This is a genomic window from Nocardia sp. CA-107356 (genome assembly GCF_050946365.1).
Lineage (GTDB): Bacteria > Actinomycetota > Actinomycetes > Mycobacteriales > Mycobacteriaceae > Nocardia.
The window spans coordinates 7,232,205-7,249,690 of sequence record NZ_CP191992.1 but is presented as its reverse complement, the minus strand read 5'-3'; the positions used below and the strand labels follow the sequence as shown (position 1 = coordinate 7,249,690).

At 67.4% G+C, this 17,486-nt stretch carries 16 protein-coding genes and 1 riboswitch; of the genes, 1 reads left to right on the top strand and 15 read right to left on the bottom strand.

Translation table 11 applies throughout. The features are described from left to right. Positions 1 to 295: 295 nt before the first annotated feature. The 13 genes from ACQP1G_RS32575 to ACQP1G_RS32515 are packed head-to-tail and all read right to left on the bottom strand — an operon-like array spanning position 296 to position 14,078. Complete coding sequence (locus ACQP1G_RS32575; protein WP_433193479.1) at positions 296 to 1,447, bottom strand: LLM class flavin-dependent oxidoreductase; 1,152 nt, start codon at positions 1,445 to 1,447, stop codon at positions 296 to 298. Continuing rightward, entirely contained in the window at positions 1,444 to 2,250 is an 807-nt protein-coding gene (locus ACQP1G_RS32570) for a DUF1684 domain-containing protein (RefSeq protein WP_433193477.1), read from the bottom strand. Before ACQP1G_RS32570 ends, ACQP1G_RS32575 begins: the two co-directional genes overlap by 4 nt. Next, entirely contained in the window at positions 2,247 to 3,614 is a 1,368-nt protein-coding gene (locus ACQP1G_RS32565; RefSeq protein WP_433193475.1) for an NtaA/DmoA family FMN-dependent monooxygenase, read from the bottom strand. Before ACQP1G_RS32565 ends, ACQP1G_RS32570 begins: the two co-directional genes overlap by 4 nt. After that, positions 3,611 to 4,771, bottom strand: a complete 1,161-nt coding sequence (locus ACQP1G_RS32560) for an LLM class flavin-dependent oxidoreductase (protein ID WP_433193474.1) — start codon at positions 4,769 to 4,771, stop codon at positions 3,611 to 3,613. The genes ACQP1G_RS32565 and ACQP1G_RS32560 overlap by 4 nt, the downstream gene beginning before the upstream one ends. 58 nt (positions 4,772 to 4,829) lie before the next feature. Continuing rightward, positions 4,830 to 6,497 carry a dipeptide ABC transporter ATP-binding protein gene (locus ACQP1G_RS32555; RefSeq protein ID WP_433193472.1) on the bottom strand — a complete coding sequence of 556 codons (1,668 nt, stop codon included), beginning with the start codon at positions 6,495 to 6,497 and terminating at the stop codon, positions 4,830 to 4,832. After that, positions 6,494 to 7,366, bottom strand: coding sequence for an ABC transporter permease (locus ACQP1G_RS32550; RefSeq protein WP_433193471.1), 873 nt, complete (start codon positions 7,364 to 7,366; stop codon positions 6,494 to 6,496). The genes ACQP1G_RS32555 and ACQP1G_RS32550 overlap by 4 nt, the downstream gene beginning before the upstream one ends. Beyond that, entirely contained in the window at positions 7,359 to 7,502 is a 144-nt protein-coding gene (locus ACQP1G_RS32545) for a hypothetical protein (RefSeq protein ID WP_433193470.1), read from the bottom strand. Before ACQP1G_RS32545 ends, ACQP1G_RS32550 begins: the two co-directional genes overlap by 8 nt. Beyond that, positions 7,495 to 8,499, bottom strand: coding sequence for an ABC transporter permease (locus ACQP1G_RS32540; protein ID WP_433193469.1), 1,005 nt, complete (start codon positions 8,497 to 8,499; stop codon positions 7,495 to 7,497). Before ACQP1G_RS32540 ends, ACQP1G_RS32545 begins: the two co-directional genes overlap by 8 nt. A gap of 2 nt (positions 8,500 to 8,501) precedes the next feature. After that, on the bottom strand, positions 8,502 to 10,121 hold the full coding sequence (locus ACQP1G_RS32535; protein WP_433193468.1) for an ABC transporter substrate-binding protein: 1,620 nt from the start codon (positions 10,119 to 10,121) through the stop codon (positions 8,502 to 8,504). Beyond that, entirely contained in the window at positions 10,118 to 11,269 is a 1,152-nt protein-coding gene (locus ACQP1G_RS32530) for an LLM class flavin-dependent oxidoreductase (protein WP_433193467.1), read from the bottom strand. Before ACQP1G_RS32530 ends, ACQP1G_RS32535 begins: the two co-directional genes overlap by 4 nt. A 10-nt stretch (positions 11,270 to 11,279) precedes the next feature. Then, positions 11,280 to 12,254 (bottom strand): ABC transporter substrate-binding protein, encoded by a 975-nt coding sequence (locus ACQP1G_RS32525; protein ID WP_433193466.1) that lies wholly within the window; start codon positions 12,252 to 12,254, stop codon positions 11,280 to 11,282. A 19-nt stretch (positions 12,255 to 12,273) separates the two neighbouring features. Beyond that, positions 12,274 to 13,080: an amino acid ABC transporter ATP-binding protein gene (locus ACQP1G_RS32520; RefSeq protein ID WP_433193465.1), complete on the bottom strand. Its 807-nt coding sequence runs from the start codon at positions 13,078 to 13,080 to the stop codon at positions 12,274 to 12,276. Next, complete coding sequence (locus tag ACQP1G_RS32515) at positions 13,077 to 14,078, bottom strand: amino acid ABC transporter permease (protein ID WP_433193464.1); 1,002 nt, start codon at positions 14,076 to 14,078, stop codon at positions 13,077 to 13,079. The genes ACQP1G_RS32520 and ACQP1G_RS32515 overlap by 4 nt, the downstream gene beginning before the upstream one ends. Positions 14,079 to 14,088: 10 nt before the next feature. Then, a riboswitch (SAM riboswitch) is annotated at positions 14,089 to 14,182 on the bottom strand. 330 nt (positions 14,183 to 14,512) lie between these two features. On the opposite strand from ACQP1G_RS32515, the gene ACQP1G_RS32510 reads away from it, so the two are divergent. Further along, the gene (locus ACQP1G_RS32510; RefSeq protein WP_433193463.1) at positions 14,513 to 15,235 is read left to right on the top strand and encodes a hypothetical protein; all 723 of its coding nucleotides are present in this window, start codon (positions 14,513 to 14,515) and stop codon (positions 15,233 to 15,235) included. Positions 15,236 to 15,412: 177 nt separating this feature from the next. Here ACQP1G_RS32510 and ACQP1G_RS32505 read toward each other — a convergent pair whose 3' ends face one another. Next, complete coding sequence (locus ACQP1G_RS32505; RefSeq protein ID WP_433209021.1) at positions 15,413 to 16,474, bottom strand: glycosyltransferase; 1,062 nt, start codon at positions 16,472 to 16,474, stop codon at positions 15,413 to 15,415. 174 nt (positions 16,475 to 16,648) lie between these two features. After that, positions 16,649 to 17,410: an LppM family (lipo)protein gene (locus ACQP1G_RS32500; protein ID WP_433193461.1), complete on the bottom strand. Its 762-nt coding sequence runs from the start codon at positions 17,408 to 17,410 to the stop codon at positions 16,649 to 16,651. Positions 17,411 to 17,486: the final 76 nt, after the last annotated feature.

The following is a 17,486-nucleotide window of genomic DNA, read 5'->3' as shown; positions in this document are numbered from 1 at the left end:
ACTTTTGACTACCGTCGCCGACCGGACCGCGTTGCCCCTCAGCGCCTGGGAGGGAGTCTCCGAGGGGAGTCGAATGGCGGCTTTGGCGGCTGGGCGGAGGGACCTTTGACTACCGTCGCCAAGCGATCGCGTTGCCCTCAGTGCCTGGGAGGGAGTCTCCGAGGGGAGTCGAATGGCGGCTTTGGCGAGGAGCGAACAACACTCCAGGCGTTGGAAGTACTCACCGACCAGCGGCTCGGCGACCAGCCTGCCCCGACCGGTCGCTACCGGTCGAAGGCTCGCTGATCAACTCCCATTAGGCGGCGTGGGCTGTTCGGAGGTTCCAGGCGTCGGCGAGGAGGCGGTGGGATTCGAGGCGGTCCTTGTGGTGGTGGGCGATGGTGGTGATCAGGAGTTCGTTTGCGCTGGTGACGCGTTGTAGGGCCGCTAGGCGGTCGACGACGGTGTTCGGATCGCCGACGAATTGGGTGGCGAGGCGGTCTTCGACCAGGCGGTGTTGTTCCGGGGTGAGGGAGGTGGCGGTGTCGGGGTCGAGGTAGTCGGCTGCGCCCGCGCCGCTGCGGATGCTGTGCACCCAGTGGCCGTAGGTGGCGGCCAGATGTTGGGCGCGGGCGTCATCGGGGGCGACGAGCACGTCGGCCGAGATCACCACATAGGGCTCGGCGAGGTCGGCCGACGGGCGGAAGGCGGCGCGGTAGGCCGCGACCGCGTCCAGGGCGGTGCCGGGGGAAACGTGGTAGGCGGCGGCGAAGGGGAGGCCGAGTGTGCCTGCCAATTCGGCACTTTCACTGGCCGAGCTGCCGAACAGCCATAGCTCGACCTGTGCTCCTTCGCCTGGAACCGCATGCAGCGCAACACCATCGGCGCCGGTATACGTGCCGTTGAGCAGCGCGCGTATTTCGTCGACCTGGTCCGGAAAGTCCGGTGCCTGCGCGCCCCGCTGTTGCAGCGCGCCGATCGAGGCGATGAATTTCGACCTGTCGGCGATCCGGCCTGGATCGAACGGTGGTGGCACCACCACGCCGTCGCGGACTTCGGTGCGGCCGGTCACCGTGTCGACGACCGGATGACTCTCCTTCGGATGCGACGGTTGCGCGCCGAACTGCGCGCGACGGTGGCCGGATCGGCCGAGGCCCAAGTCGAGTCGCCCCGGGTAGAGCGCGTCGATGGTGCCGAACGCCTCCACGATGGACGCCGAGGTGTGGTGGCCGACCTGGACTGCCCCGGACCCGACTCGAATGCGCGTGGTGGCCGCGGCGACCAAGCCGATGAGCGTGATCGACGATGAACTCGCCACCGAGACGAAGTGATGCTCGGCCAGCCAATAGCGGTGGTAGCCCCACTGTTCGGCGTGCTGGGCCAGATCGATGGTGTTGCGCAGTGCCTGCTGTGCGGTCGATCCGGCACTGATCGGGGCCAGGTCGAGGATGGACAGTGGGATCATCATGCGGACCGGCCTGGGCGCGGATGCTGTTCTCCCGCTTCGATGGCAACGCGCAGCCGGTTCTCGGCGGGCGCCAGCGGGCAGGTGGCGAAATCGGTGAACGCGCACGGCAGATTGGCCGCTCGGTTGAAGTCGAGGCGCACCGTGCCGTCCGCATCGGGTGCTGCCACCGCGAGCGAGCGGGCCGCCGGATAGGTGGTGACGCCGCTGGTGGCGTCGGTGAAGAGCAGTCGCAGGTTGGTCGGCGCACCGAAGGCGATGACGCGCTCGGTGACCTCGCCGATGGTGAATTCGATAGTGCCCGAGGCGGTGTGGTGGTGCTCGAGACCGTCGACGACGGCGCCGGTGGTGATCGTGCGCGGCTCGTCGAACGGTTCGAAGCGCCCCTCGATCCCCCAGCGTGGGTCGGGAGCGTAGGCGGGTATGCCCTCGAAACTCGACAGTGTCGGCGCGGCCGGATCGTGTACGCGCACGGCGTACAAGCCGGTGCGGCGGATCACCTCGAGCACTCGATTCTCGTGCAGCACACTGAGCCCCGGTGCGCCCTCGGCGGGTGTGAGGATCTGCACGCCCGCGATGCCCGTGCCCTCGAACTCCAGCCGATCGGCGGGTTGGGCGGTGACGAACACCTTGTCGTCGGTGACCCACCAGGTGCCGGGGACGTCCGGGAGGCGCTCGGGTTGGTCGGTGAGCCAATGTAATCCGGTCAGGCTCAGGAAGCCGAGCGGATCGCGCAGCTGGTCCTCCCTGGCGGTATGCCAATGCGCCCACTCGGTTTCGAAAAGACTGGTGATGCTGGTCGTCATGACGCTCTGGCTCCTTCGAGTGTGCGGTTGCGATGGGGATGGCGTAGGCCGAGGTGCTCGCGCAGGGTGGCGCCGGTGTACTCGGTCCGGAAGCTGCCGCGCTCCTGCAGTTCCGGGACGACGCGGTCGACGAATTCGTCGAGCCCGCCGGGGGTGAGGTGCGGTACGAGGATGAAGCCGTCGGCGGCGTCGGCCTGCACATAGGTGTCGATCTGCTCGGCGACCGAAGCCGGGGTGCCGACGAACTGCTGTCGCGCGGTCACCTCGATGATCAGCTCGCGAATGCTGAGCTTGCCCGCCTCGGCCCTGGCCCGCCATTCATCGGCGACCGCGCGGGGATCCTTGGCGTGGCGCACCCGGCCGCGGGTGATGTTCACATCGGTCGCCGGTTCGATATCGGGCAGCGGACCGTCCGGGTCGTAGTCGGAAAGGTCACGGCCCCAGACCTGTTCGAGGAAGGCGATGGCAGTCTGCGGGCCCACCTGCTGCAGCCGGATCTGCCTGGCGCACTCCTCGGCCTCGGTTGCGGTATCGCCGAGTACGAAGGTCGCGGCGGGCAGGATCTTCAATTCCTCCGGTGTGCGACCGTATTTCGCGAGTCGGCCCTTGATATCGGCGTAGAAGTGCTGTCCCGCTTCGAGGGAGCCGTGACCGGTGAAGATGGCGTCGGCGGTGGCGGCGCCGAATTCGCGACCGTCATCGGAATCGCCGGCCTGCAACAGCACCGGATGCCCCTGCGGGCCGGGTGGCACGGTGAATCGTGCGCTGATGTCGAATTGGGTATTGCGGTAGCGGGTTTCGGGGATTTCCCGGGCGAAGACGCCCGCCGCGCGGTCGACCACGAGCGAGTCGGTCGGCCAGCTGTCCCAGAGTGCGCGGGTCGCCTCGATGACCTCGGCGGCTCTGCGGTAGCGCTGGCTGTGCTCCAGATAGCCGCCGCGCCGGAAGTTTTCGCCGGTGAACGCATCGGAGGAGGTGACGACATTCCAGGCGGCCCGGCCACCGGAGAGGTGGTCGAGCGAGGCGAATTGTTTGGCCAGTTCGTAGGGTTCGTTGTACGTGCTGTTGATCGTGCCCGCCAAGCCGAGCTTGTCGGTGACCGCGGCCAGTGCGTTGAGCACGGTGAAGGTATCGGGTCTGCCGACCACATCGAGATCGTGGATGCGGCCGCGGTGTTCGCGCAACCGCAACCCCTCGGCCAGGAAGAAGAAATCGAACAGACCGCGTTCGGCGGTTTTCGCCAGGTGCACAAAGGATGCGAAGTCGACCTGGCTCTTGGACGCCGGATCGCTCCATACGGTCGTGTTGTTGACGCCGGGGAAGTGCGCGGCCAAATGGACTGGTTTGCGTGGCTTTTCGGTCATGCCGGAGCTCCATTTCTGGCGGCGTAGCGGCTCGTCGGGCGGGGCAGGCCGAGCCTGGTGCGCAGTGTTGGGAAGGGATCCGCACCCGGTGTCGGGATCCGCACTCTCGGTGGAGTACCGAGAAGGGGTGCGGCGGTGAGCTGCTGGAGGGCGGCGGATGCGGCGAGGGGGCGCAGGACGACGCCGTCGGCGGCACCCGTATCGGTGATGGCGGACAGCAGCTCGCGCAGCGACGCCGCGGTTCCGATATGCCGCAAGCGGGGCGCCGGGCCGGACGTGGTGATCGGGGCCCACCGGTCGAGTTGCGCCAGCTCGGCCTGTGCCGCTTGCGCCGAGTCGGCGAGGTGAATGTCGATGTCCAGCAATACCTGTACCGCATCCGGGTTGCGGTCTGCGGTGTGGATCGCCGTGCGCAGTACGTTGCGTTGGACGTGCGCGCTGTCGAGATCGGCTGCGGCGATGCGGATGAGATCGGCGCGGCGGGCGGCGACGGCGCTGCCCGCGGTGTCGTCGGCGCGGACCGCGACGATCGGCTGGCCCTGTGGGGAGCGCGGGGTGATGGAGGGCCCCTTGACCGAGAAGTGCTCGCCGGTGAAGTCGATGTAGTGCAGCTTGTCCCGATCGATGAAGCGGCCGGTGGGGACGTCGCGGATTTCGGCATCGTCCTCCCAGCTGTCCCACAACCTGGTGACCACCTCGATCGCCTCGTCGGCCTCCCGCCACAGCGAGGCCGGATCCTGGGCCTGCTTGCGGCCGAAGAAGGCCGCCTGTTCGGCGCCCTGGGATACGGTGACCTCCCAGCCTGCACGGCCGAGGCTCGCGTAATCCAGACTCTGGATCGCCTTGGCCAGATGGAATGGTTCGGTGTGGGTTACCGGTGCCTGGGGAATCAGACCGATGCGCCGCGTTGCGGCGGCGACCCGCGCGCTGATCGCGATCGCGTCGAGCACGCCGCGGGTCACCCCGTGGCCGCCGGGCTGCAGGGCGAACGAGTCGGGCAGGAAGACCGCGTCGAGCCCGGCCTTTTCGGCGGCTGTGATCGCATCGACCCAGTAACCGCCGGTGAACAGGTCCTCGGCGCGGGAATCTTCGCGCCGCCACGACGCGGGATGTATGCCGGTCCCGTCCAGCTCGATGGCGAGGAAGAGCTCCGTCATCAGTACCGTCCTTTCCAGTCGATGCGCCGCGGTGCGGCGGTGTCCGGTGCGCACGTCATCAGGCCGCCCCCGATGCGATGGCATGCGGTGTGGGAATCGTCGAGAGCAGTTCGCGGGTGTATTCGTGCTGTGGGTTGTCGAAAATGTCGGCGGTGGAACCGGATTCGACAATCCGGCCGTGACGCATCACCGCGACGCGGTCGCTGATGCGGCGCACCACGGCGAGGTCGTGGGAGATGAACAGGTAGCTCAGTCCGAGTTCGGTTTGCAGACGGTCCAGCAGTTCCAGGATCTGGGCCTGCACCGAGGCGTCGAGCGCGGAGACCGGTTCGTCGAGCACCAGCAGGTCGGGGTGCAGGGCGAGGGCGCGGGCGATCGCGACGCGCTGGCGTTGTCCGCCGGACAATTCCGCGGGGCGACGCTGCGCGAAGTTCTCCGGCAGCGCGACCTGGCCGAGCAGTTCGCGGACCCGCGCCTGCCTGGCCTTGCGGTCGCCGATGGCATAGGCCCGCAGTGGTTCCTCGATGATCGAGCCGACCCGCCAGCGCGGATCCAATGAGCCGTAGGGATTTTGGTAGACGACCTGGAAGCGCTGGCGCAGTGCGCGCAGCCGCCCACCTTTCACGGTGGTCAGGTCATGCCCGTCGAAGGTGACCGCACCGCTGTCGGGGTCGGTGAGCCGCAAAGCGATTCGCGCGGTGGTCGATTTGCCGGAGCCGGATTCGCCGACCAGCGACAGGGTTTCGCCACGACCGAGTTCGAATCCGACGCCGGCAACCGCGGTCACCGAATCACCGGCCTGTGCGCGAAAACTCTTGTGCACATCGCGAACCGTCAGCAGCGGTGGTCCGGCGCTGACGCGCGGTGCGCGGAAACCGTCGAACGGAGCCAGGCTGGGCGAGGCCGCGAGCAGCCGCTTCGTATACGGATGCCGTGGCTCGGCGAGCACCGTCGCCGTCGGGCCGGTTTCGACGATCTCCCCGCCGCTCAGCACCACGAGGCGATCGGCCCGCTCGGCGGCGATCGCGAGGTCGTGGGTGATCAGCAGGACCGCGGTGCCCCTGGCCGCGGTCTGGGCGGCGAGTTTGTCGAGCACCCGCCGCGCCACCGTGGCGTCGAGCGCGCTGGTCGGCTCATCGGCGATGACCAGTTCCGGTCCGGCGATCAGTGCCGCCGCGATCAAAACTCGTTGCCGCTGGCCACCGGACAATTCGTGCGGATACTGCGCGGCCCGCAGTTCCGGTCGGTCCAGTCCGGCGTCGGCGAGCAGTTCGACTGCCCGCGTGGCTGCGTCGCGGCGGTCGGCCAGCCCGTGTACGAGCAGCGTTTCGGCCACCTGATCACCGACGCGGCGTACCGGATTGAGGGACAGCCCGGGATCCTGGGGTACGAATCCGATGCGCGCGCCGCGAATTCGCCGCAGCGCGCGCTCGGATCCGGTATCCACCATCTCCCCGTCGAAAGTGATGGTTCCGCCGGTGATCTCGGCATTCGGTCCGAGCAGGCCGATCACCGATTGCGCGAGAGTGGACTTGCCGGACCCGGATTCGCCCACCAATGCCACGACTTCGCCGCGGGCTACGGTGAGGGAAACGCCTGCCAGTGCGGTCACGGCGGCACTGTCGGAGCGATAGCGAATACGCAGCCCGTCGATGCCGAGCAAGGCCGACCCGGAGTCCGTGTCCGGTTGATCCGTTGGGGCGGCGGTTGTGATGCGCTCACTCATGCGCGGTTACTCCTTCCTGCGGCACGGCCGAGGCGTTGGGCGGAGAGGACGACGGCGATGATCACCAGGCCGGGCAGGGTGGTCAGCCACCAAGCGGTGGCGAGGAAGTTGCGGCCCTCGGAGATCAGCGAGCCCCATTCGGGTGTCGGCGGTTTCGCGCCGTAGCCGAGGAAGCTCAGTGCCGACACCGCCAACACCGCCATGCCGAATTCGACCGCGGCCAAGGCGAGGACGGGCTGATAAGAGTTCGGCAGGATGTGGCGGGCGAGTACCGTGTACCAGCGAACGCCGCAGGCGTGTGCGGCCTCCACATACGGGGCCTGGCGTACGCGCAGCACCTCCGAACGCATCACGCGGGCGAAGTTGGCGATGAGCGAAACGCCCACTGCGATGGCCACATTCCGGGTGCCGAAGCCGAGTGCGGTGACCAGGGCCAGCGATAACAGCAGCGACGGAATCGACAGCAGCACATCGACGAATCGCATGATGACGGTGTCGACGATGCCACCGATCGACCCGGACAGCAGCCCGAGAATCGAACCCACGACCACCGCGATGGCGACCGCCGAGACGGTGGCGGTGAGCGAGAGCCCCGCGCCGTGCACCATCCGGGTGTACAGATCGCGCCCGAGATTGTCGGTGCCGAACCAGTGCTGGGCACTCGGCCCCTGGAACTTCTGTGCGGGTACGCCGGTCAGCGGATCACCGCTGGCGAATACCGAAGGGAACAATGCCCAGCCGAGTGCCAGCGTGGCAACGGCTCCGGATAGCACGACCACGGCATTGCCGCGCACCGACTTCCAGCGCAATACCGGTCGCCGCAGGCCGGGCAGCGTGACGCGCCGCGGCTCATCGAGTACGTCAACCATGATCGGCCACCTGTCGAAGGTCGACGAAGCCGCCGCCGACAACTCCTGGCGTCAGCACCAGTACCGCGTTATCGCGCACCGCGGAGGTTCGGCCGCTCGGCGCCGTACCGATGTGGGGAACGGATGCCTCAGGCATGTACGACCACCTCTTCCGCAGTGTCGATGTCGGCGGTTTCGGAATCGGTTGTCGCACTGCGGGAGCGTCCGGCTATGCGCGGGTCGAGCAGCGGATACAGCAGGTCCACCGCCAGGTTCACGGTGACGAACACGGTCGATGTCAGCAGCACGATGCCCTGCACGACCGGAATGTCCTGGGCGAGTACGGAGGTCTGGGTGAGCCGCCCGACACCCTGGCGGGCGAAGACGGTCTCGACCACCACCGAACCGGCGAGCATATTGCCGACCAGCACTCCGGCAATGGTGAAAGTGGGCACGCTGGCTGGGCGAAGCACATGTTTGCGCAGCACCCAGGTGCGTGAGCCGCCCTTGGCCAGTGCCACATCGACGAAGGGCTGCCGCCAGGTCGATTCGAGTCCGGCCGTCAGCACCTGCGCGATGACCGCGCCGATCGGGATGGCGAGGGTCAGCGCGGGCAGCACCGTGCCCTTGAAGCCGTGACCGCCGAAGGCTGGAGCGAGGTGCCAGCGGAACGAGAACAGCTGCAGCAGTAGCAGTCCCGTCCAGAAGGTCGGCACCGAAACCCCGAGCGATGGGACCGAGCTGAGTGCGTTGCGTAACCACGGACGACGGGCGTAGGTCGCCGCGAAGGCCAGGCCGACCCCGCCGAGTACGGCGAAAAGCAGGGCGAGCCCGGCCAATCCGAGAGTATTGGGCACCGCGTCACCGAGTGCGCGGGTGACCGGCTGGCCGGTGCTGATGGAGCGGCCCAGGTCGCCGGTCGCCGCATTCGTCAGCGCGGTCCAATACTGTTGCCACAGTGGTCGATCCAGTCCGTAACGCGCCTGCAGTTCGGCGATGGCGGCCTTATCGACCGGGGTGCCGACACCGGCACCGTCGGCCGCGATGGCGACCGGATCGGCGGGCAGCAGGTACAGCACAACGAACGAGATGGTGAAGGCCGCCCAAAGCACCCATATCGCCTGCAGGACCCGCACAACCACATACCGCGCCATGACTATCGCCCGCTCGACCAGGTATCGAAGAACTGCAGCCGGGCGGAGGCCTCGAACTTCAGATCCTGCACACTCTGCGCCGCTCCGATGGCCTGGGACAGTTCGACCGTCGGAACCCACAGGCCCGCGTCGAGCACCGCCTGCTGCGCGGTGCGGATCAGTGCGGTGCGCGCGGCGGTATCCGCGGCGCTCAACTGACCGTCGAGAACCTCGTCCAGCGCCGGGATACGGTCGCGGGCATTGAGATTGCGGCCGTCGACGCTGAAGGAGGTGCGCAGGATGTCCCCGTCGGCGCGGGTGGTGTTGTAGTAGGTGGTGTCGAAATCCTTGACGTTCTGTCGGGCGGTGCTCTCGGGGCCCGACACCAGATCCAGCTTCAGCTCGACACCGACCTGGCGCAGCTGCTGCTGCACCAGCTCGAGGATCGCCTGGTTGCCCGCGAATGCCTGACTGAACAGCACCGAGAAGGACAGGCGCTCACCATTTTTCGTGCGAATGCCGTCACCGCCGGGTGTCCAGCCCGCCTGGTCGAGGATGCCGCGCGCTTTGGCCGGGTCGTAGGCCAGCCGTGCCGAAAGATCCTGGTAGCCGGGTGTGCTGCTGGCCAGCGTGCTGGTGGCGGGTTTGAACTGTGGGCCGAGTACGGTGTCCACCAGCTGTTTCCGGTCGATCGCTGGCAGCAGCGCTTGGCGCACCGCGGCATCGCGCAGCGGACCCCGGGTCACATTGGCCTGGAAGCCGAACGGCACACCGGGATTCGCGGTGCTCAGTACCCGCCCGCTCGCGGCCTCGATCTGCGGCGCGTCCTGCGGCAGTGCGTCACTGACCGCGTCGAGCTGGCCGGAGATGAGACTCCCGGTGCGGACACCGGATTCGGGTACGACCGTGAATTCGATCTTGTCGAGGTAGGCCTCGCCCTGATGGGCGAAGACCGCCGAACCCCAGTTGTACCCGGCGCGCTTGGCCACGGTCGCCGAGGCGTCCTGGCGCCAGGACGTATAGGTGAACGGACCGCTGCCGACATTGTCGCCGAGGCAGCGCTGATCGGCGGGTTCGGCCGTGGTGACATCGCCCTGGATGCCGAGCTGCGCGGTCGAGGATGCCTGCAGGAACTGGGCATTGGGCTTGCTGAACTCGACTCGTGCCGTCACTTTGTCGACCGGGGTGGTGCCGACATAGTTGGTGAGATAGCTGGAACCGAGCGGGGCCTTGACCGCGCCGAGCTTTATCACCGAATCGAAGGTGTTCCGCACCGATTCCGCGGTGAGCGGTGTGCCATCGCTGAAGGTGATGCCGTCGGCCAGATGGAAGGTGAATACCTTGGCGTCGGGGGAGATCTCCCAGCTCTTGGCCAGCCATGGCTTGATCTCACCGGTCTTGGGATCCTGATCGGTCAGCGAATCCACGATCTGGCGGGTCACGTATAACGTCTGATTGGTGCCGGCCTGCGCCGGATCCGAGCAGGTCGGGGCCTGCGAGAGGCCGTAACGCAACGTTCCGCCCGGCTTCGGGGGGCCGGCGTCACCGCCGCCCGAGGCCGAATCACTGCCGCAGGCGGCCAGACTCGCGGCCGCGGTGACGGCGGCGGCCACTGCCGCGATTCGGTGGCGAGGACGGATCACTGTGGTACTCCAGATATTTCGGTGCGGATGAGTTCGCCGCGAGAATCGATGTCGTAGTCGGTGCTCGGACGCGCAGTGTCACGGCCTTTTTCGGCGGCGTCGTGGTTGGTGGCCAGCGGCCGACTCGGAATGCGGCGACGCAATTCGGGCGCCACCTCGGCCTGGAAGAGTTCGAGACTGCCGCGATGCTCGGCCTCGGTACGGCCGTCGCGTTCGGCGGACAGATGGACCACCTCATGCCCGAAGGCGTCGTGCTGGCGGCCTACCTTGTCGATTACCTGCTCCGGGCTGCCGACCAATGCCGAGCTGCGTGCGACGAAATCGTCGAGGGTCTCGAAAACGATCGGCAGTCCGAGTCTGCGCGCCAGCGCCAGCCGCGCCTCGAAGATCGGGCGGTACACGTCCAGGGCCTGCTGAGAGGTGCGCGCTACCTGGAATCCGGCCGTACCCGCGCCGACCAACGCGTCGGCCGGGTCATGCCCGTAGTGCTCCCAGCGTTCCCGGTAGTGGCGGACCAGTTCGGCATACGGCTCGATCGGATTGGTGACATTCGCCGAGAACAGCGGATCACCGTGGCGCGCCGCGAGTTCCACCGAATCGCGGCTGGTCGCACTGCCGTGCCAGATCCGGATGCGCGGCTGCCACGGTCGCGGCAGGGCCTTGGCCTCGACCAACTCCGGACGGAACCGACCCGACCAGGTCACGCTATCGCTGGCCCAGAGTGCCCGAAACAGCTCGTAGCCTTCGCGATTGCGATCCCACTGGTCCTCGGTGGTGACGTGGTACAGCTTCGCCTGCGCCGCGCCATTGCCCTTGCCGATGATCAGTTCGAGGCGGCCGCCGGAAAGGTTGTCCAGTGTCGAGTAGTCCTCGAACGCGCGCACCGGATCCAGCAGGCTCAGCGTGGTGACGGCGGTGAACAGGCTGATCCGGGAGGTGACCGCGGCGATATGGGACAGGAGCACCGGCGGCGCGGCCGAGAGGAACGGATCCTCGTGCCGCTCACCGACGGCGAATCCGTCGTAACCGAGTTCCTCGGCGAGGCGGGCCTGGTCGATGACGTTGGTGAGTCGTTCCCTGGTTCCCGGCAGGCGTCCGGTGCTCGGGTCGGGCACCCGGGTGACGAGGGTGAACAGCAGGAGTTTCATGGGCGGGCCCTCACGACTTCTTCGGTAGGCCGGGCGGGTTGATCCGCGAGCTCGGCACGGTTTCGGTCTTCAGTCCCCACCGGTCGATGACCTGCTGATAGGTGCCGGTCTGGATGGCGTTGTTGATGGCCTTGTTGATGGGGCCGATCAGACCGTTGTCCTTTTTGGTCAGCACACCGATCTCGCCCTGCAGCGTGTCACCGGCGCCGGAGAAGGTCGCGACGATCTTGGTCTGGTTCGCGGTGGTGCTGTGGTAGATCGCGGACGGATTGGGGCCGATGTAGCCGTCGAGGCGCTGCGAGGCCAGCGCCAGATAGTAATCGGTGACCTGCTGGAAGTAGGCGATATCGATCGCGGGCAGGCCCTCGGCGATGTTCTGCTCGTTCCACTTCACCAGCAGCTGCTCCTGATTGGTGCCGCTGCCGACGCCGATCCGCTTGCCCGCCAGGCTCTTGCGATCCCGGTAGTCGAGCGTGCTCCGCTCGGGGATCTCCAGCGCGACGGTGTCGTTGCGGTAGGTGGCGAAGTCGTACTTCTCCTTGCGCTCCTCGGTCACTGTGACGTTGGAGATGAACACATCGGCCTCGCCGGAATCGACCCGCACGAAGTTCTGCGACCAATCGGCCACCTGGGCAACGAGTTTCAGCCCGAGGATGTCAGCGATGAGCGCGGCGAAATCGATCTCGGACCCGACGATGGTCTTATCGTCGGTGGCGTAGAACCGCAGCGGCGGGGCTGCGCCACCCGATCCGGTGACCACCAGCGTGCCGCGGTCGCGAATGGCCTGCGGCAGTTCGGCGGCGATGGCATCGACCTCGGGCGCGTGGATCCGGCCGGTCTGGGCGGGGGAGAGGTCGAAGGTGATCGAACCGGCGGGCTGTGCGGAATTTTCCGCATCGGGGTCGGTGCCGCAGCCGGTGGCCAGCAAGGCCACCGTGGCGGCCAGGCCGACCAGGGCGGTGAGCTTCATTGAATACCTGTTCATCGGGGAGCGCGCACCGCGCTCAGCGGACTCGGGATAGAAATGCGCGGGTGCGCGGATGTTCGGGGTTGTCGAGTACGGCGGCGGGCGGGCCCTGTTCGACGATCACGCCGCCGTCGAGGAATACGACGGTGTCGGCCACCTCACGGGCGAAACCGATTTCGTGGGTGACGATCACCAGCGCGGTGCCGCCGTCGGCGAGATCGCGGATCACGTCCAGGACTTCGCCGACGAGTTCCGGATCCAGCGCGGAGGTCGGTTCGTCGAAAAGGATCACCGGTGGCCGCAGCGCCAGCGCCCTGGCAATGGCCACGCGCTGCTGCTGCCCGCCGGACAGCCGCCGCGGATAGGCGTCGGCCAGTTCGCCGATGCCGACCCGGTCGAGCAACTCCTTGGCCTCGCGCTCGATGTCCTGCCGCGGGCGACCCTGGGCGGAAATCGGTGCGAGCGTGACATTGTCGAGCACCGTCAGATGCGGGAAGAGGTTGAACTGCTGGAAGACGAAGCCGATATGCGAGCGCTGCTTGCGCACCTCGCGGTCCGACAGCGCATGTAACTTGTTGCGGCGCAGTCGATATCCGATCAGCTCGCCGTCGATGTGCACGGTGCCCGCGTCCAGTGGCTCCAGGTGGTTGACCACGCGCAGCAGTGTCGACTTGCCGGAGCCGGACGGGCCGATCACGGTGACCACCTCACCCGCATGCACTGTCAGATCGATGCCGCGCAGTACTTCGGTGGCTCCGTAGGACTTTCGCACGCCACGAACTGCTACGGCCGGGGCCCTGTCCCCGTGCGGGATGCCGATCGTGTCGGTGACCGGCGCGCTCATCGGGTGGCTCCGCGCGGTGCGGTGGAACCGCTTTCGGCGATTTCGCGCAGCTTGTGCCATACCTGCTGTATCGGCGTCGGTGGCGATGTGCGGTGCGCGCCCTTGGCGTAGTGCCGTTCGATGTAGTACTGCGCCACCGACAGAATCGTGGTCAGCACGATGTACCAGACCGTCGCGACCATGAGCAGCGGCACCACCCGGCCGTTACGTCCGTAGATGACCTGGACCTGGTAGAAGAGTTCGGCGATCGCCATCACCGAGACGATCGAGGTGCCCTTGAACAGGCTGATCACCTCGTTGGTCGCATTCGGCAGGATCGATCGCATCGCCTGCGGGACGATGACGGTGCGGAATTGCCGCAGCCGCGGAATGCCCAGCGCCGCAGCGGCTTCCAGCTGTCCGGGATCGACCGCGATGAATCCGGCCCGGATGATCTCGGCCGAATACGCGGCCTGATGCAGCGCGAGGCCGACAACCGCCGCGGTGAACCCGCTGATCACCCCGTTCACTTCGAACGTGAGAAATCCAGGGCCGAACGGGATGCCGAGCGAGAGCGTGTTGTACAGGTAGGCGATGTTGAACCAGAACAACAGTTGCACGATCAGCGGAATCGAGCGGAAGGCCCAGATGTAGACCCACGAGATCACCCGCAGCACCGGATTATTCGACAAGCGGGCGATGGCCAGCGCGGTGCCGATCAGGAATCCGAGTGCCGTACCCCACAGGGTCAGCTCCAAGGTGACCTTCAGCGCCGATAACACCGATTTCGCGGTGAAGTACTTGGCGAAGGTCGACCAATCCCAGCCCGGATTGGTGACCAGTCCATGGATGAACTGGGCGAGCAGCACGAGCGCGATGACGCTGACCACCCAGCGCCACGGGTGCCAGGTCCTGGCGATCGCTGGTGCGTCGGTGATGGTTACGGTAGCGCCGGGTGCGTCGGCACTCGGTAGCGGGACATCCGATACCGGGGCATCGGATGCGACGGACGCGCTCATGATTTCGGTTCCTCCATCGTTCCCGGCGGAAGCACCCGCACCCGGTCACCGGGGGGTTGCTGCGACGTCGACGAGCCAGGTCTCTCGGTCGCTCTGGATGGTGTCCGACGCCGAGCGCGGGTCGGTCGATCGGTCTAGCCGAAATATCATGCGAAGCAGGCGAAGTCCGGCACAAGGGTACGAATCAGCGTGAGCGCAGACCTTGTCTGAAAGGTTGTGAGCAGGGATTATTGATCCGGTCGTGCGGTGGATCGCGAGGCTTCGGGTGTGGTCGTGCCGGCGTATTTCGCCTGGAGAGCGCACCCGGTATGTCGTCGCGACCCTCCGGCGGGAAGTGCGACGCGACGGCGTTGCCGGTCGAAATCAGCGCTGTTGTCAGGGTTTGCTGGAGTATTCTCTGACCTCGATCGTGCCCGACGATGAGGAGGTCCACCGTGACCGTGCTGCGCCGTCTGACCACGCTTACCGCCAGCGCGACCGCCGCGGTCGCGCTGACTCTCGCCGTCCCCGCCATAGCCGCCGCGGTACCGGCGCCGACGCCCGTACCCGCGATCCCGGCGGCGACCGCACCGGGTCAACCGTCCGGCCACGCCGCACCCGGCGATTTTCTCGGCGCGTACCGAGCCGCCGTCGATGCGCTGCGCGCCTTCGGCATCGACCCCTTCCTGTACCCGGCGGCCGCGGCGTTCTGCTCCAACAACAGCAGCCTCGGCCTGGTCCCCGCTGTTGCTGGCGCCGTTCCCGGGCCATGGCCCAAGAACACCGTGGCGATCCCGGGACTCGATCTGTCCGCGGTCAAGGCTGGCCAAACCCTGTTCACCTTCGTGCCCTACGGCTTGGCCTCGGACAGTACGAGCGTCTCCGGTATGAACGTCGCCTGGCTGAATCTGGCCAACGGTCGCAGCGGCGTTACCGCCATGGGCCCGCTCTCGGATGTGGTCCGAACGATGGTGCCCGCCGAAGTCCCTACCGAACTACGACCACTCGCCGAACGCGCCATCCAGGACTTCTTCGCCGCATTCCCCACCGGCGGCGTCCGCGCCGTCCCGGTCGACACCGGCTCCGGCACCGTCCTGGCCGCGGTCTTCGGAACCGTCGACAACGGCGGCAAGCCCTGCTTGTTCCTCCCAACAGTCGGCATCACCTCGGTCCGGTGAACTTGCGTCGGGTGGATGCCCAAGGTCGCCGAGCCAGTTCGGGGAGCAGTGGCGCCGGATGTGGACGCCGGCCAGTTCGGTCGCGAAGCTGCCGGATTCCGGGGCGAGTCGAGATCAGGTGGAACTGGAGGCAGGGATCTCCCGGGCGATATCGCCGGAGATTCCACCTGATCTCGATCAGTGGTTGGGTTCGAGGTGGCGGGTCTTCCAGGTCAGGGTGTTAGTGCGACGAGCTCGGCGGGAGCGGGACCAAAGGCAGAGGTAAGCGGCGATGGATACCGGGTGCGCCAGGGCGGCAAGGGCGTCCGTGCGGGTCACGGCGCCACGTTCCAGCGAGCGGGCCAGCAGGCGGCTGGCGACTGCGGCGGTGTAGCCGATGAGTCCGGCGGTGCGCAGTGCGCCCCTGCCACCGATCGCGGCCACCGGCGGTGCCCAATAGGCCAGCGCCGCAACAGCTCCCACGGCCGCACCGCCGACGGTCGTACCGCCGTAGGCCGACCACAGCCAGCGGGTGTAGCCCGCCTCGAGTTCGGTTGCGTCCCGATACATTCGGGTGCGCGCCGCGCGACCCGCCGCGACCAGCGCGGTGCGGTGACCGGAACGGCGCAGGGCGCGAGCGATATCCAGATCCTCGGTGGGGCTGGCGGCCACCGCCGCGTGACCGCCGATGGTGCGGTAGGCGGCGGCATCGAAGACCAGGAATTGGCCGCAGGCGACGGCGGTCGAGGGTCTGCGGCCGCGGTTGGCGATTCCGATCGGCAGGCTCGCCGCCCACGACCAGCACAGCAGGGGCTGTACCAGCGCCTCGATGAGCGATTCGGCCACCTGGTACGGCCAGGGCGACAACAACGCGGACCGGCTCCGACGCAGTTCGACGACCGCCGCGGCGATCGCGCCCTTGTCCACACGCACATCGGCATCGAGGAAGATCAGCACCGGCGCATCCGCCAGCTCGGCCAGCCGGGCACAGGCCGCTGCCTTTCCGGTCCAACCCGGCGCGGGTTCGGCCTCGGATCGGAGCACGGTGAATCGCGGGTCGCCCGCAATCGCTTCCACCGCAGCCGCTTCGGTCCCGTCGCGGGACGCATCATCGAATATCAGCACCCGCAGCCGCGGCACCTCCACCTGAGCGCGAAGATCTGCGATCAGCCCGGGCAGTCGCTGCGCCTCGTCCCGCGCCGGAATACAGATCGTCACGGATTCGAGGACCGCCGTCGGCGCATCCGACAGCGTGCGCATCGTCGCTCGGTTGAACAACGCGATCCCACAACCGATCAGCGCGATTGCCGCACCAGTTCGCGTCGAGACCGCCGCGCCCACCTGCAGAGCCCTCGCTGCCGTCACGGCCGCACCGCCGTGGTGCGCAGCCGGGCGACGTCGTCGTCTTGCACGAACAAATCGGGCGAGACGATCTCAGCGTCGCATCCGCGTACGCCAAAGGCTGTTCAGGGAGAAACTGAATTGGGGGGCGCCCGGGGCTGCGGGGTTGCGGTCCATGTAGGCGATGGCGGCAATGATGGCGGCGCCGGCGAGGGTGATGCCACCGACGATTCCGGCCCAGCCCGCGAAGGAGCGGGTATTCGGGTCGGCGTAGCTGACTTCGGCGCGCAGCGTTGAGACATCGCCGGGCGGGAGTTTCCAGGAGACGGTGGAGTCGTCCTCGCGGTTGCCATTGGTCTTGGCGACGCGGGCCGGGAAGGCCACCGTGAATTGCACGTCCGAGCCGTGTGGCGGAACGGATTTCAAATCGACCCGGCCGTTGAGGCTGACCAGGTCGCCGGTGCGCTGGAACGACAGGTTGAACATGCCCTGGGTCTGCTCGGAGAGTCCGCCGAGCTGGCCGACCTCGCCGAAGGACAGGTCCTCGAAGAACACCTTGCTGCCGACATAGCCGTCCTGGCTGTACGGCTCGACCCGCACCTTCGCGGCCAGCGAATCGGGCGCCTTCAGCTGCGGGCCCTTGTCATTGGCGTCCACGGGCACGACCGCGGCCACGATCCGACCGGAGACCCGGTCATTGGACGACACACCCATCGAAACCTGCACCCGCAGGCAGCCCGCGAGGACGGGCACCAGCAATGCGGCCAGCAGTACTGCCGCCGCTACCCGCACCCCTGGCCGGGGGGAGCGTAGAACCGGGGTGTCGGGCGTCGCGGTGAGAGGACTCGGCTGCACGGCTCACATCGTGCCAGGCCGTCGCCCGGGATTGCCACACGACGGGCGGAACGCGCGTCGACAGAAGTATCGGACA

What these genes read in the sequence shown, in the direction of transcription:
- ACQP1G_RS32505 (WP_433209021.1), bottom strand. Translation starts at nt 16,474, where the DNA reads ATGCGCACGCTGTCGGATGCGCCGACGGCGGTCCTCGAATCCGTGACG.
- ACQP1G_RS32530 (WP_433193467.1), bottom strand. Translation starts at nt 11,269, where the DNA reads ATGAAACTCCTGCTGTTCACCCTCGTCACCCGGGTGCCCGACCCGAGC.
- ACQP1G_RS32575 (WP_433193479.1), bottom strand. Translation starts at nt 1,447, where the DNA reads ATGATGATCCCACTGTCCATCCTCGACCTGGCCCCGATCAGTGCCGGA.
- ACQP1G_RS32540 (WP_433193469.1), bottom strand. Translation starts at nt 8,499, where the DNA reads ATGGCGCGGTATGTGGTTGTGCGGGTCCTGCAGGCGATATGGGTGCTT.
- ACQP1G_RS32555 (WP_433193472.1), bottom strand. Translation starts at nt 6,497, where the DNA reads ATGAGTGAGCGCATCACAACCGCCGCCCCAACGGATCAACCGGACACG.
- ACQP1G_RS32550 (WP_433193471.1), bottom strand. Translation starts at nt 7,366, where the DNA reads ATGGTTGACGTACTCGATGAGCCGCGGCGCGTCACGCTGCCCGGCCTG.
- ACQP1G_RS32545 (WP_433193470.1), bottom strand. Translation starts at nt 7,502, where the DNA reads ATGCCTGAGGCATCCGTTCCCCACATCGGTACGGCGCCGAGCGGCCGA.
- ACQP1G_RS32525 (WP_433193466.1), bottom strand. Translation starts at nt 12,254, where the DNA reads ATGAACAGGTATTCAATGAAGCTCACCGCCCTGGTCGGCCTGGCCGCC.
- ACQP1G_RS32515 (WP_433193464.1), bottom strand. Translation starts at nt 14,078, where the DNA reads ATGAGCGCGTCCGTCGCATCCGATGCCCCGGTATCGGATGTCCCGCTA.
- ACQP1G_RS32565 (WP_433193475.1), bottom strand. Translation starts at nt 3,614, where the DNA reads ATGACCGAAAAGCCACGCAAACCAGTCCATTTGGCCGCGCACTTCCCC.
- ACQP1G_RS32520 (WP_433193465.1), bottom strand. Translation starts at nt 13,080, where the DNA reads ATGAGCGCGCCGGTCACCGACACGATCGGCATCCCGCACGGGGACAGG.
- ACQP1G_RS32560 (WP_433193474.1), bottom strand. Translation starts at nt 4,771, where the DNA reads ATGACGGAGCTCTTCCTCGCCATCGAGCTGGACGGGACCGGCATACAT.
- ACQP1G_RS32570 (WP_433193477.1), bottom strand. Translation starts at nt 2,250, where the DNA reads ATGACGACCAGCATCACCAGTCTTTTCGAAACCGAGTGGGCGCATTGG.